This is a genomic window from Chitinophaga sp. Cy-1792, from assembly GCF_011752935.1.
Classification (GTDB): domain Bacteria; phylum Bacteroidota; class Bacteroidia; order Chitinophagales; family Chitinophagaceae; genus Chitinophaga.
Genome location: NZ_VWWO01000001.1, coordinates 3,379,243 through 3,393,797 on the forward strand (window position 1 = coordinate 3,379,243; position 14,555 = coordinate 3,393,797).

Annotated in this window: 15 protein-coding genes, 1 tRNA gene and 1 pseudogene; 8 read left to right on the forward strand and 9 right to left on the reverse strand. The window is 38.6% G+C overall.

Going from position 1 to position 14,555, the window contains the following annotated elements; genetic code table 11:
* Window positions 1-127 precede the first annotated feature (127 nt).
* Together F3J22_RS13785 and F3J22_RS13790 are read left to right on the forward strand one after the other, a co-directional pair.
* Window positions 128-2,503 carry a TonB-dependent receptor gene (locus F3J22_RS13785; RefSeq protein ID WP_167018080.1) on the forward strand — a complete coding sequence of 792 codons (2,376 nt, stop codon included), beginning with the start codon at window positions 128-130 and terminating at the stop codon, window positions 2,501-2,503.
* A gap of 124 nt (window positions 2,504-2,627) precedes the next feature.
* A complete protein-coding gene (locus tag F3J22_RS13790; protein WP_167018082.1) occupies window positions 2,628-3,143 on the forward strand; it encodes a hypothetical protein in 516 nt (171 codons plus the stop codon).
* A gap of 126 nt (window positions 3,144-3,269) precedes the next feature.
* Here F3J22_RS13790 and F3J22_RS13795 read toward each other — a convergent pair whose 3' ends face one another.
* On the reverse strand, window positions 3,270-3,713 hold the full coding sequence (locus F3J22_RS13795; RefSeq protein WP_205195205.1) for a DoxX family protein: 444 nt from the start codon (window positions 3,711-3,713) through the stop codon (window positions 3,270-3,272).
* 84 nt (window positions 3,714-3,797) lie between these two features.
* Window positions 3,798-4,130 (reverse strand): annotated as a pseudogene (locus tag F3J22_RS13800) (DUF2147 domain-containing protein); the annotation flags it as partial.
* Window positions 4,131-4,378: 248 nt separating this feature from the next.
* On the opposite strand from F3J22_RS13800, the gene F3J22_RS13805 reads away from it, so the two are divergent.
* Window positions 4,379-4,726, forward strand: a complete 348-nt coding sequence (locus F3J22_RS13805; protein ID WP_167018086.1) for a helix-turn-helix domain-containing protein — start codon at window positions 4,379-4,381, stop codon at window positions 4,724-4,726.
* 210 nt (window positions 4,727-4,936) lie between these two features.
* Here the strand turns inward: F3J22_RS13805 and F3J22_RS13810 are convergent, their stop codons facing one another.
* From F3J22_RS13810 to F3J22_RS13825, 4 genes are all read right to left on the reverse strand, one after another.
* Complete coding sequence (locus tag F3J22_RS13810; protein ID WP_167018088.1) at window positions 4,937-5,449, reverse strand: GNAT family N-acetyltransferase; 513 nt, start codon at window positions 5,447-5,449, stop codon at window positions 4,937-4,939.
* A gap of 4 nt (window positions 5,450-5,453) precedes the next feature.
* Window positions 5,454-5,840, reverse strand: a complete 387-nt coding sequence (locus F3J22_RS13815; protein WP_167018090.1) for a RidA family protein — start codon at window positions 5,838-5,840, stop codon at window positions 5,454-5,456.
* 58 nt (window positions 5,841-5,898) lie between these two features.
* Complete coding sequence (locus F3J22_RS13820; protein WP_205195206.1) at window positions 5,899-6,717, reverse strand: transporter substrate-binding domain-containing protein; 819 nt, start codon at window positions 6,715-6,717, stop codon at window positions 5,899-5,901.
* Between the two features lie 161 nt (window positions 6,718-6,878).
* Complete coding sequence (locus F3J22_RS13825) at window positions 6,879-8,312, reverse strand: PLP-dependent aminotransferase family protein (protein WP_167018092.1); 1,434 nt, start codon at window positions 8,310-8,312, stop codon at window positions 6,879-6,881.
* Window positions 8,313-8,698: 386 nt separating this feature from the next.
* Between F3J22_RS13825 and F3J22_RS13830 the strand changes: the two genes are divergently transcribed.
* From F3J22_RS13830 to F3J22_RS30855, 5 genes are all read left to right on the forward strand, one after another.
* Complete coding sequence (locus F3J22_RS13830; protein WP_167018094.1) at window positions 8,699-10,225, forward strand: TlpA disulfide reductase family protein; 1,527 nt, start codon at window positions 8,699-8,701, stop codon at window positions 10,223-10,225.
* Between the two features lie 215 nt (window positions 10,226-10,440).
* On the forward strand, window positions 10,441-10,779 hold the full coding sequence (locus tag F3J22_RS13835) for a hypothetical protein (protein ID WP_167018096.1): 339 nt from the start codon (window positions 10,441-10,443) through the stop codon (window positions 10,777-10,779).
* Window positions 10,780-10,789: 10 nt separating this feature from the next.
* On the forward strand, window positions 10,790-11,092 hold the full coding sequence (locus F3J22_RS13840) for a hypothetical protein (protein WP_167018098.1): 303 nt from the start codon (window positions 10,790-10,792) through the stop codon (window positions 11,090-11,092).
* A gap of 362 nt (window positions 11,093-11,454) precedes the next feature.
* On the forward strand, window positions 11,455-12,258 hold the full coding sequence (locus tag F3J22_RS13845; RefSeq protein WP_167018099.1) for an HNH endonuclease: 804 nt from the start codon (window positions 11,455-11,457) through the stop codon (window positions 12,256-12,258).
* A 704-nt stretch (window positions 12,259-12,962) separates the two neighbouring features.
* Window positions 12,963-13,187 (forward strand): BrxA/BrxB family bacilliredoxin, encoded by a 225-nt coding sequence (locus F3J22_RS30855; protein ID WP_205195207.1) that lies wholly within the window; start codon window positions 12,963-12,965, stop codon window positions 13,185-13,187.
* Window positions 13,188-13,200: 13 nt separating this feature from the next.
* Here F3J22_RS30855 and F3J22_RS13855 read toward each other — a convergent pair whose 3' ends face one another.
* The 3 genes from F3J22_RS13855 to F3J22_RS13865 form a co-directional block, all read right to left on the reverse strand.
* Entirely contained in the window at window positions 13,201-13,815 is a 615-nt protein-coding gene (locus tag F3J22_RS13855; protein ID WP_167018100.1) for a hypothetical protein, read from the reverse strand.
* A gap of 73 nt (window positions 13,816-13,888) precedes the next feature.
* A tRNA-Pro gene (locus F3J22_RS13860) sits at window positions 13,889-13,962 on the reverse strand.
* A gap of 365 nt (window positions 13,963-14,327) precedes the next feature.
* Window positions 14,328-14,495: a phosphatidate cytidylyltransferase gene (locus F3J22_RS13865; RefSeq protein ID WP_167018101.1), complete on the reverse strand. Its 168-nt coding sequence runs from the start codon at window positions 14,493-14,495 to the stop codon at window positions 14,328-14,330.
* Window positions 14,496-14,555: the final 60 nt, after the last annotated feature.

Here is a 14,555-nt window from a genome sequence, read left to right on the forward strand (position 1 = left end):
TAATGTACATGATAAATTTTCCTGATTGAGTAATAATTTTTCCCAAATGGATTATTGAAAGGGATGGCATTCCCTCAATTTTGCAACGAATTATTCAACTTAAAATCTGTAATCGCCCAGGATTATCATGAGCAACCAATTTGTTAAACGCTTTGCAGCAAGTCTCCTTATTATTGCCGCCTTGTTATCAGCTATTACCGGCTATGCCCAACATAGTACCGGCACTATTCACGGTATTGTCTATACGACAGACAAGGCGGCGGTACCCTTTGTAACCGTCGCTGTTTCAGGTACCAATAAAGGTGCTGTATCAAACGAACAGGGAATTTATGATATACCAGGCCTGCAACCTGGAACCTATTTATTGGTCGTGAAATCTGTTGGTCTGCTGCAACAGACCAGGAGTGTTACCGTCAAAGCCGGACAGCAGCATTCCGAAGACTTCATCCTGGAAAAGGATGTAAAGTCATTACAGGAGGTAAGGGTAAGTATTGGTTACAACAAATTTGCCCGTAAGGAGGTGGAAGATGTGGCCCGTCTGCCCATAAAGAATCTTGAAAATCCACAGGTCTACAATGTAATTCCGAAAGAATTACTGCAAGATCAGGTAATTGTTAGCTATAATGATGTATTGAAGAATGTAACCGGTGTAAGTCAGGCGCTCGTAAATGGCTCCAACTCTTTCAACTTACGCGGCTTCTTTACAACCAGTTACCTGCGAAATGGCCTGCAGGATTATAAAATGAACAGTATAGAAGTGGCTAATATCGAAAGGATAGAAGTACTGAAAGGACCTTCTGCAACGTTGTTTGGCAGCAGCCTGATTTCATTCGGTGGCTTATTGAACAGGGTATCGAAACAACCGCTGGAAACATTTAAAGGCGAGGTGTCCTATATGACGGGTGGTTTTGGACTGAACAGGGCTACAATAGATATTAATACGCCAATAAGTAAGGAAAAGGGACTGTATCTGCGTACCAACGCCGCCTACCATAGTGAGGGTAGCTTCCAGGATGCCGGATTCACCAGGAGGTTTTTTCTGGCACCTTCTCTATTGTATAAGCCTAATCAGCGGTTATCCATCCTGGTTGATGCAGAAATATACAGCCAGAAAGGAAATGACTTTAACCGTTTATTCCCTGAGAACTCTTTCACAAAGACTACTCCACGCGACCTGAACATCGATTGGAAAAAATCATATAGTGACAATAGTCTATACGAACGAAAGCCTTCTGCCACAGTTTATGGAAATGCAGACTATAAAATTTCAGATAGCTGGAAGTCTCATACCAGCATATCCTATACACACGCCACTGAAAAAGGGTATTATAGCTGGAATAGGATTATTGGAGACAGCGTGTCACGCAATCCGTCCTACGAAAACAATGTGGTGAATAATGTCCAGGTTCAACAAAATTTCAACGGAGATTTCAAACTGGCCGGAATGCGTCATCGTATAGTATTAGGGCTCGATTATTACAGAAGCAATGTCCGTAATGATGCGGCATCTGTTTATGGCTTTGACATGATCGGCAACAGGGGGAATGATCCGCATTACCACGACCTTACGCAGACTACCCTGGATAAAGCCCTTGCAGGAATCCCGTTGAATAGTGCCCTTACAACTCAGCATACTTACAGTGCATATGTTTCTGATGTGGTGAATATTACACAGCACCTGCTGGCAATGCTCAGCGTGCGTGCAGATCATTTTTCAAATGATGGAACAAAGGACCTGGCAAAAGATACCACACAAGGGAAATATAGTCAGACAGTAGCTTCTCCTAAGCTGGGGTTAGTGTATCAGATAGTTCCTGAAAAGGTATCATTATTTGCCAACTATATGAATGGCTTCAGCAACAATGCTCCTTACAGGCAGCCTGATGGTACAGTATCCAGTTTCAAGGCAAGCCAGGCTAACCAGTGGGAGACAGGTATAAAACTGGATATCCTGTCCGGAAAACTGAACAGTACTATCAGCTACTATCATATCAAGGTGAGTGATATGGTACGTAATGATTTCTCTCCCGGACGCAGCAACTACCAGGTACAAGATGGCGGCCAGCTGAGTAAAGGCCTGGAAATTGAAGTTATAGGAAATCCTTTTAAGGGGCTGAACTTTATTGCAGGTTATGCTTATAATACCATTTATACCATTAATACTAATAAAGACGTTGATGGGTTACGTCAATGGACGGGTCCTGGACAAACAGCCAATCTGTGGATCAATTATTACTTCCTGAAAGGTGCACTTAAAGGCCTGGGTTTGGGCATTGGCGGCAATTATAACGATAAGAGCTATATTGGTCAGTCCCGTTCTGGCGGCATGTTTTACATTCCGGCATACACCGTATTTAATACTGCAATAAGCTATGAACATTCATGCTACAAGGTAGCTGTGAAAGTGGATAATCTTTCCAATGAAGTATACTGGGGAAGTTATGTGAGTCAGATAATGCCGCGCAGGCTAAGTGCCAGCATAGCTGTAAAGTTTGGAAAATAATTTATGGTAGGAGTCCTTATATAATGTGGCTATTTCAATTTGTATAAATTATTTTGTATTCTTTGAAACCTTTGTTAAATTGTAACTCCTCTTAAATTAATATTCAACCTCAAAAAACTATTCCATGGCCAAATTATTCATTTTTATTCCGTTTAAACAAAGTACCCTTAATGATAAGGAAGACCTGCTTAAAGATGCTACCGAGTTTCTTACTAAATTTAATGAGATAACTGCAGGAGTTGCAAGTACCAAGGTGGGGCCATATATCAACGCAGACATAGTTAAGGGAGGGCTTGTAATTGTATACCCAGAGACTAAATTTGAGCTAACAAAAGATGACTTTATTATCGTTTTTGCACATGGTAGTGAGAGAACAGCTGATAAATTATTTTCCAACACACCGGACCTGGAAGTCTCAACCAAGATAGTGAAGGACCTGTTGGTGACGGCCAAAGCCAATACTGCGAAAGAAATACTATTTATGAATTGTTACAGCAAAACAGCCAAACACATTGCTGCCGAATGGAAAGCTCTGTATAAAGATCAAATGGTCTATGGAGGTACCCAGGATGTGGCCAAGTTATTTTCCGCCACCCGCACGAGTATAACAAATTGTTGTATTGCGCTGGAGACGGTTTAAGCGTTTTTATTTCGAGATACCATTGTTCTTATTGCTAACATTTTGAAAAGAGTCTTGCTATAGGCAAGGCTCTTTTCTGTCGGAATGATGGCTGCCAATATTTTCCAGGAAAGGATCATTTAATGTTTAAAACTTTGCAGGCTTACAAGCCTGCCACCTCCCATATGCCACAAATGCAGCCAAAGAAAATAATATAACATTTACAACTATTAGTGAAAACTCGCCTCTATATATATGCAAGCCGATTCCCAATATCATGATTACGCATAAGCCAATGGCAGCAACTGATGTCAGGATCTGCAGCTTTCCGGTGATTCCGGGGAGAAGTAAGCCTATACAACCTATGATTTCACTGATACCGATAAAGCGTACTAATTCTTTCGGTACGTCTTTCACCCAGGAAATGTTCATCCTGGCTGTTTCATAATTGAAAGCTTTCATTATCCCTCCCGCCAAAAATACAGCCGCCAGCATCAGTTGAATAATCCAAAGTGCAACATTCATATAGTCCCGGTTTTTATGATTGTTCATTTTATGATCTACATTTTTATTTAAATGAAGTAAGCGCATCTTGTGAACGATAAATGTGTTACAGGTTGAGGAAACGGATGTTCTTTTTATTTCTTAATTCAGGTTTATGGTTTTATCTGCAGGTCACCTGGTAAGATATCGATGCCAGGTAACTGTCTGGCCAAATAGTGCCACCCCGATAAATCCACGCAAATGAAATTTATCACCCTCCATCCATGCTTTGCATTTATATGATTTTCCACTACGTGGATCATAAATAACGCCATCGATATATTCTTTTCCATCCCATTTTAATCCATTCAAATTTACAATGCCTATAATATTCCTGGAACGTAGTTTTTCATCCGGGTTGTGCGAATCTTTTTTTGATGTTTTACCATCCGATTCAAGGTGGTCTGCGCCCCATAGCATCCTTCCCCGGTATTGCCCCCCATCTTTAAATATTTCCATCCGGCCATCTTTTTTATCAGTTTCTCATACTCCTGTAATCGCTTGCTGATTTGACTGAGCATGTAGTGCAGTTCCTGCAAAAAGTATTATAAAAAATGTAACATGCAGTGCTTTCATACTTTCCAATTTTTAGTGTTGATAATATTTTTCATCGATAGTGATGGCCTTACAAAAGTATGTACCTTTGTACCTGTTATGTAGGCGGTTACCTGAGGGAAACCACTTACCTATAGGTAACCGAAATCAGGATTTAAATGGATAAATTACTCCACCAGGATTGCCTTGGTGCACTTTTGCCGATAAGAGATGCAATGGAGGTGATAAATGGGAAGTGGAAGCTGCAAATTCTCATATCAATTCTAGGAGGAAACAAGCGGTTTAAAGCAATCGAAAGAAGCATACCTGGAATTACTGGTAAGGTGCTAACAAAGGAATTGAAAGACCTGGAAGCACATGAATTAATCTCCAGAATAGTTTATGATAAGGCTTCGACATATATCGAATATAAGACAACGGATTATGCCCAAACACTTCAACCCGTGTTCCTGGCCTTGCTTAAATGGGGAAAAGACCATCGGAAAAGAATTATGCGAAAGCAATAAAAAATAGAAGAAGGTCGATTGAATCCATATTTATTTTAATAGACATCTGTCGTCGGGACTTCCTTCCTGCAAACTAATAAGCAGGGCTCCAAATGAGAATGATACCAAACTGTATAAATCTGATTATACAATTTAGTATCATTCACCACGCTGAAAGTTAAGCTAAAAGTTATTGAAATTTCCACTTCACCTGGTTACAATATTTTCTACTTATATAACAACTTCTATCTGGAATAAACTTACCGTAGCGTTATTATAATGGGAGGGGAGACCGTTCGTGTTTCTAAGTTTAGATAATCCCAGAAAAGTGAAGCCGCATTTCTCATAATAATTTATAAGTCCACGGTTATCTCCAACAGTGTCCATTCGCACAAATTTCTTGTTGTTCTCCAGTGCAAACCTTTTCGCCCATTCAGTAATCGATCCGACTAAGTTTTGTCCACGGAAATCTGGATTTGTAGCAATTCTGTGAATGTAAACAGATGGGTCTGCGTTGTATTCTTCCCAAATCTGTGGGTCACTGAATGTCGTGACCCAAACACATGCAATCTTATTATCTATCAGAATTTTCCACTGTCTGTATTCAGCTATCTCAGTAGCAATAAGACTTTGTTCAAATTCCGGCCAATGAACCGTGAATTTTGTCTTTTGAAAATCTGTTGCAATCTTATATAGCCTGAATATTTCGTCAATATCTTTGGATGTACTGTTTCGTATTTCCATAGCATTAATTTTTAATCACTGCGGTAACTTCAATTTCCAGGAGGACGTCTGCTCTGAAAAGCTGTTTTACTTCTACGGAAGTCTGCACTGGTGGTCGGGTTGTATCTATGTACCTATTCCTGATCAATCTGAATGAAGGTAGATTGGAAATATCAGTGAAGTAATTATTCAGTTTGATAATATCTTTCATATTTCCCCCGGCCGTTTGCAACTTTTGCTGAATATTAGAAAAAATATATTCAGTCTGTAATTCAAAGTCTCCAACACCAACAGTATTCCCGTCAGGGTCAAGCGCTAATTGTCCTGAAAAAAAAAGCATTTTTGCAGTTCCTAAATCAATCTCTACATATTCTGAATATCCAAACTGTGATATTTCATTATGTTTTATCATGGTGGTATTAGTTGAATTTATTTTGATTGATTAAATAGCATTGACAAGTGGAGGTGTCTCACTTAACATCCTTATTTGTTATTACCGGATCTATTTCAGTTTTATTAATGCCATATTTTGCCATTTTTGTTCGATGCTCTGCTGTTCCAAGGTAGGCTTGGAGTTGCTTGTTAACAGCATTGATTAATAGCAGGTTTTCCTTATTAAAAGAAAATGCTCCAACGGGTGTTTCTGCTTTATTAATAATTGGATGAGGAATTGATTCCAGTTGAGGGTTAGCATCAGCAATGGAATTATTTCCCAGTGCAGTTGCTGCAAAAGCGTCAATTTTTCCTTCCAGTAATGCAGCTATTACTGCTGGCTGATCTTTAAACATGATGATTTGAGCGTCAGTTACCCCTGCAGCTTTTGCCTTATCAAACTGGACCTGGCCAGGTATAAGTCCCAGCCTTGCATCTGTTCTCTTGCCAACAGCCTCGTAACTTGTCAGATTTTTAGGGTTTCCTTTCAGGACAACGAATCCATCTCCTAGCGCCCAAACAGGATTACTAAATGTTACTATTTTTTCCCGTTCACTGGTGGCGAAAATAGGAACATTCATATCCCATTTACCTGATTGGATACCTGGTAAAAGGTTTTCAAATGTTGTATGGATATATTCAATATCGGTAATGCCAATTGCATGTAGAATGGCCTCTGCTAATTCTATATCAGCCCCCTTTACACTATCGCCTTCTGTCCAATAGAATGGGGGTTCATCAACATATGCGATTTTTATTTTTGTGTTGCTGTTGAGCTTTTCTGATAGAACATCTTGTGCCTGCATAACTTTAAAATTTAGTAATAATAGGATGGTTGCCACTAATCTTATGCTCATATTGTACTTTTCAAAAGTGCTTATTGTGTGCATTTACGAAATCCAATACTAAATATTGCTGATTTAGCTATATGGCATTACAAAATTACTAGTGATTTAAGTAATGCAACAGATACAGATTCGGTATATTTTGTTGTAACAGATTTTCTGGTGACGGGGCATTAGTTTTCAGACTCAGCAGCAGCATTTCTGAAAAACCTCCCTAAAGTAATCAGTGCATTTTCGACTTTTCTTTCCCAAAGACTGGAGAAGCTGATGCGTATATAATGTTGGTATTCTCCTTTAGGTGAGAAAATTTCGCCGGGAGCATAGGATACGCCTTGTTCTATTGCTTTTGGAAGCAGACTGGACGTGTTAAGTTTAATCGGTAATTCTATCCAGAGATATAACCCGCCGTTGGGCTGAGAAATCTTTGTTCCGTCGGGAAAATGCTGGTGGATAATGAAGGTATATCGATTGAGATTTTTTTGCATCTCAAATCTGAATTTCAATAAGTGTCTTTCAGCCATTCCTGAACGAAGTAATTGAAGTATTACCTGCTGATTGAAATTTGAAGTAGAATGATTTAATACTGATTTGTTGCGTGCAACATCATAAGTAAAGCGTCCGGCAGCACACCATCCAACTCTGAATCCCGGCGCTAATGTTTTGGTAAATGAGCTGCAGTACATTACCCACCCATCTGAATCGTAGGTTTTTATGGTATCGGGCCTCCCTCCCTTAAAGAATAGCTCCGCATAAAGATCGTCTTCTATTATTGGAATATGCATTGTATTGGCTATCGAAGCAAGTTCTTTTTTTCCCTCGGTACTTATGCTGGCACCATCGGGGTTATTGAAATTGCTGACAAGTACACAAGCTTTAACAGCTAATTTTTTACAGGCTTTTTTAACATCAGGTACAGATATGCCTGCTATAGGATCCGATGGGATAGCAACTACTTTCAGGCCGAGAAATTCGATTATTTGCAGGATGCCAAAAAAACAGGGTGTTTGTACCAGGATTGTATCTCCTGGCTGCGTGACGGCTTTAAGGCAACACAAGATAGCTTCTGCAGCGCCATTTGTAATAACCACTTCGTCGGCGTGAACAAATCCTCTCCATTGCAGGGAGCGTCTGGCTATTTCTTCCCGTAAATCTTTGTTCCCATACCGGCTTTCCAATCCAAGATAACTGCCACTGGAATCTCTGGATGTTTGCTGGATAAAGCGCTTGATACTGTTGAAGGGAAGGAGTCGGTTGTCAGGGAGCGCATTGGTAAAAGAGGTGAATTTTTTTCCGGTACCGTCCAGTGGTAGTTTTTGTAATAGGCTATCCGTATGCACCGTTTTTGCCGATAATGAAACAGGCATTACTTTGGGTGCCGGAATTTTCTTCATGGAAATATCCTGTACAAAGTACCCGGACTTCTCTTTAGAAATAATAAGTCCTTTATCCAGTAAATAGTTGAAGGATTGTAATATCGTACCAACACTCAGCCCTTTTTTTTGGTGAAGGCCTCGTATGGATGGCAATTTGTCACCGGGTTTGAAGGTGCCCTCCTCAATCATTTTGGCTATTCTATTGGCAAATGTGATATATAATGGTTCTTTCATAATATGCAATCTGTTATAGTGTTATTTATAAAATATAAATCTGTTAATTTACAGAAATTAGACGAATAACCCTTCAGTATTAGCAATAATCAATAGTCATCGGTGTACTTAAAATTAGGTTTCAATAGGAGAATAAGCATTTGGAGTCATTGGTGCCAGCTGAATATTGCATCGCTTTGAAATAAATGGTTTGGTTTCTCACTAAAATTACTTTCTTTGTAATCTGGCAGGTTTTTATAAAAACCGTACCTCTGCAAATACAGCTATCTTAATAATAACCCAAGGTGTGCAGATGATTCTTGAGAATAAATAATAATGCGCCCGAAGTACACCTACGCTATATCTTGATAATAATATTTTTAATGATATACAACCAGAATAGAACAATGAAGAAAAGCCCACGTAAATTTGCTGCCTTAATAATTATTTCATTAGTACTTATTTTCTCTGTGCAGGTGATGGCTCAGAAACCTATACGGAGAGGCCCTGCATCCACCGAGGAAATTGCTAAAGCGAGGGCAGTTGTAACAGCTAATATTGACAGCTTCAAAGCCCATCGGTCTTACATATTTGCTATGGGTATCGATAACCCGCTTGTTGTAAGTGAATATAAAGCATGGATGAAGAAGTACCCAAATAATGTGAATATTCCCCTTGCTGTTGGTACAGTTTTTTATACGAATGAAATGCCGCAGGCCAGGGAGTTTTTGCTGAAAGCTTCGTCAATGACGCCTGGTAATGCGAAGGTTTGGTCTATGTTGGCAGATGATGCGCTTTGTAGGGGGGAACAAGCTCAATTCAGGGAGTTTCTCAGAAAGGCAACATTGGCTGACACAACTAATGCAGGCTATGCCGGTGCGTATCTCAGGACTTTCCGGGATGATAATGCTGCGGAATACAAACACAAAGTATATGAATTTGTAAAGCGTTTTCCCGAAAGTGACTATGGTGCCTGGGTTTTATGCGAGTTAGCCGAAGCGACAGCAGACCTGAATGTTAAAATAGGATATTATGAAGACCTGCGTAAATTGTACCCTCCGCAAAAATTTGGATGGTCAGCAGCAGGAATGACGGCCTTAGCGGATATTTACCTGCAAACAGACCTGCAAAAAGCGCTGATATTGACAGATGAAATGGGAGATGGGAAAGATTGGAAACTCCGGAGACAAATAGCTGAATCATTGATTAGTATCAATAAACTCCAACAAGAAAAGAATTATCCCGCTGCAATGCTGGAATTTGATAAAATAAAACTTCCACGATACAATGATATTAGTGATTATATCGCATTGAAAGGTGCTTCCCTGCTTGATGAATCAGGCAACGTGAAGGCTGCCTATGATAGTCTTGCTGTTATATTCGCAAAAAATCCCACTGATAAGCTCTATACAGCGCTCACATTATATGGTGAGAAATCAGGAAAGAATAAAGACCAGGTTGATCAGGAAATTGAAATGATAAGAAACGAAGCAGCTGTTTCTGCTTATCCTTTTGATCTTGATCTATATACCGGTAAAGGCAAACTGAAGTTGAATGACTTGAAAGGCAAGGTGGTACTACTTACATTTTGGTTCCCTGGTTGCAACCCCTGCAAAGCCGAATTTCCACATTTCGAAGCAGTTCTTAAAAAAATTAACAGCGAAAATGTCGCTTATGTAGGCATTAATATAGCGCCGGAACAAGATCCATATGTAACCACGCTTATAAAAAACAATAAATATTCCTTTATACCACTACATGGAAATGAGGCCTTTGCAGAGAAAAATTATGGTGTTTATGCAGCGCCTCAGAATTTTTTAATCGACCAGGACGGGAAGATTATTTATAAGAATTTCCGCATCAACGAAAAGAATCATCGTACACTGGAATTAATGATATTGTCGTTGTTAAAAAAAAGCGCAAATAGAAGTTAGCATTTTTTTCCTGCTTATACATGTTTGTTTTTTATTTCCTCCTGATCCAGGATGAAAGCAAAAATTTCGTGAACATCTAAAAGAAACTAAATTAATCCATCTGTAAATTATATTGTATGTTTTTATTAAAATTTGTATTAACTACAGGTTAACTTATAATAATATTTGATTTTTATAATTTGCAGTATATTTTTTATTCATTAAAAATAATACATATGCCAATAAAAGTGGATTCAGTTGAGATGTTGAGACAGTATTTTCAAGGGGTTGTGGATAGGGCTAATCACCACGCTCAAAATGTAGATGATGTTATATACGGTTTGTTGGGAATTATAATTCTCAGAAAAGACCCTAACACCAATATCGAAGTAAAAAGCACAGGTAATGGGGCGACTGGTAATATTCTATGGCTACAAAGCAGAGGTAGAAGACTCGCTTTAAGGTATGAACACGAAGATCACACAATAGAGATTAGAGAAGGTTCTTATAAGGGGCCAATGGTATTAAAAATTGATAATGCAACAACAACACAACAAATTTTAGCTGCAATTTAATTTTACCGGCATGAAAAATTTTAAACTAAAATTTAACTGGTCAATCACTAGCATTTATACAAATGCAGGAGATGTAATCTATGTTTGGGCAAATGGACAATATTATGGTAAATGTGAGATTGAGATAAATGGGAATCAAATAGTTGGGAGTTTTAATCTGGAGAAAGATGTTGATCCTGAAATGCACGTCAATTATCTTATTTCTGTAGAAGATACAGCTGGCCAGATGTGGCTGCAGGGAATTATGTTGCTTGATTATAAAGAAGGAATGGAAAAAAAGTCGAATTCAATAGGGAACACTCTGCTGCATTAAAAATATATTAAACCAGTGGTGCTATTAAATACCACTGGTTTAAGTGGCTTAGGTATTTGTCTAATTACTGGATTAGCAATAGAGGTAGGTTTTTAGAAGTACATCATAAAAAGTATATCAGAAATAAACTTCCATAGGAATACAATAATTATGATCTGATTACTTTTTGCAACTATCGCCATGCTGAATTTCACCGGAAGAATAAATTGCCTGTTTATGGTGAGGATGAAAAAACTATTTTGAATTATAAAATTTGTGATAAATGTAGGGGTATGGTTATTTGTCTAGGTATAATCATTTGCAGGCTGGAATAGGTTTTCAATACCACGGAGATAAATACTTGAATCTTTAATTAATTCAATATGGATTTAGTAAGAAGTGTTCTGGATATTGTTGAGAATGTAAATCATTTTAAGAATGATATTCAATCTGTAAGAAATAAGAAGAGCTTATTTTATTTCAGGGTATACAAATATTTTGGTGACTGGTATTATTTCCCTAATGAAGAAATATTTATCCCAAGTAAATTTTTGGGTTATAAGAACAATCGAATAACGAATTATGCAGGATCGGGGCATGGGGGAATAACAAAAAAAATATTATTCAACTATTTTGAAGAAGTACCAAAAGGTACTTCCAGATTTAATGAACTGCTGGAGCAACTGATTACTTTTTCAGAGAAACTTGGATGTCACGTAGGGCAAAAGGTAAGTGGAAAGGGGGGGATTTATCTGGAGAAACATCCATACCTAATCACTAACCAGCTTTCAATTAATGACAGACTGCTAAAGATATGTGAAAATGACATTGCCTCTTACAAAGAGGAGGAGAATTATTCATCCTTTGAGGGCGCTGTTTCTCAACAACTAGTTAATAAATATGAAAGAGATCCCAAATTAAGGGCAGCAGCTATTAAATATCATGGAGTCATTTGCAAAGTATGCAATTTTGATTTTCAGAAATATTATGGCAATCATGGAAAGGATTATATAGAAGTACATCATTTAAAACCACTGCATCAATTAAATGGGCAAAAGAAGATTGATCCAAAAATAGATATGACTGTCCTATGCGCTAATTGTCATCGAATGATACATAGAGATACCCAAAATAGCCTTTCACTTACAGAATTAGAGGCTATGGTACTGCATAAGCATTCTTACTAATTATAAGAAATGGTGAGTGTGTTAACTATTCAAATTCAAATAATTTTGAAGCAGGTACATCTATTGCTTTATCAATTGTAGCTAGAAGGCTAATTGAGGTATTTATTGTACCTCTTTAAATTCTACCTATATGGGATAATTCCAATCCACATCTGAAGGTAAGTTCTTCTTGACTAACCTTCTTGGATTTCCTTATTTCTTTGAGCCTTATCCGCATAAAAGAAAGCAATGCATCTGGCTCCAATTCAAAAACGCCTTTACCTACACCACCAGGAGAATGATTCGTCAGGATTTATGTGATTGTATCAAGAATAGTTATTATAAGTAACTTTTTGCAACTACCACCACTTTTCGACCCAAAGACTACCATCGCGCATGATAGTACTTTCGGTCATAAACTTTTTCTTCATCCACTGTTTCCTGTTTTTAGAAACAATTTTCCAACTGGGAAGATTTTTAAACTTCATATCATTGGGATGAATATTTGCATCACCATGATATCGCATGAATCTAAAAGGATTGTCAGTGCAATGAAGCCAGACAGTTGGATGCCAGTGGCATCTTGAACAAACGGCAAACATCTCTTTTTTGACCACATTGTAAGTTCTGCGATGGTCGGTGGTGTCAAGAAGTTTCTTTGTTTGCATTTGTAAACACGATTGGTGTTACAAGGTGTCCAGTAATTTTTTCATGGTATCTGGGGTTTGAATGAGAAAGAGCCTTACTGTCAGCAAGGCCCTTTCAATTCGATCAGGGCAACTGGATACATTTCTGTTGTAGCAAGTGTCTTCGCCGGCCAGGATCTGGAAGCTACTGCACGTTTCAGAATTCATCTTGCAGACATTCCTCCTTCTTCATCTTCTATTGCATTGTTCAAAGACAATGAGCTGGTTTTGTTTAAGTTGTCGGGGCGACAAAATACAAACTAATGCTTCTTTTGTACTATTTTCTATACATAATCAAATATATTTGGTTGACCACGGTATTGCCAGTAGCATAACCCAGGTCAAACTTCTTGTTAGGTATCGACTTGATGAAATTACCAGATTGGCCAAATCCTATTGCAGTACTACGGGCACCGCTATTGGCTATGATCTGATTGTCGGTGAAATTATACAAGGCGCAATTATCATTAACGATGGCTGCAAAGTTTACACGGAGAATTATTGAATCAATTCCGGGGTAATTATTGATATCAAAATCGGGAATGCACATTACTGGTGCTGTGCCGCCAAAATTTACACGTCCTAAATACAAAGGAATGATGGTTTCTTTATTGTAGTTGCCGTTCATTCCGTTGCAGATAGTTTGGGTATTATCAACTTCTTGATCGTCGAGTTTATTATTACCATTTTTATCAATTCCTGATCTGATGATAACCCCACCATTACCACAAATGGTTCCTGGTGGCAACGTGTCAATTCTCAAAAGACTTTTGAGTCCTGGTTCGCCTTGTTCTCCCTTGGAACCTTGTGGGCCGGGCGCTCCATCCTTAGTGCAGGAAAATAAAATAGCAAATACAAGAATAAAGGGATAAACGTAATTTTTGACTTTCATATAGGGAATTTTAATATTGAAATTGGGCTAAAAAAAAGCCATTTCAGATGATGAAATGGCTTTTCTAATTCGGTCGGGACGACAAGATTCGAACTTGCGACCCCTAGCACCCCATGCTAGTGCGCTACCGGGCTGCGCTACGTCCCGAACTCCTCAGGGAGGGGATGCAAAAGTAGTATTTTTTTGAATTTTACAAAATTATAGTACTTTTTTTTCAAAGCTGTAAGAGAATGACTATTTGAACAATAAGTCGAAACCCGCCATAGGCCGCGTTGGCTTCATTTTCTGGCCCCGGTTTTGTACTTCCTCCAGTAATAAAACTGCCAAGACCATGAAGCATATTATTCTCATCCTGGGCGTTTTTTTAATAATGGCCGTCAGCTGTGTGCCGCCAAGGCGACCACCGCCACCGCCTCACCCGCCAAGACCTCATGCAAGCATGATTTTACCTCAGCTTCACAGCTAAATAATAAAAAACGGTCTCTACCCGCGTAGAGACCGTTTCCGTTATGTTAATCCCTGCCACTACTCCGCGATATCAACCAGACGATCACGGCAATCAATATCGCCACTATAATAATCCCTGTCCATACCCCCGCCTTAAAAATACCGCCAATAACAGAACAGCTACTTAACAACATCATCAGGGCAAACGCCATCGGATATACGTTTTTTTTCATAGTCATTTGTTTGATTTTGAATTATACCGGTGATTTTTTATTCGCCAGCCGCAAAAAATT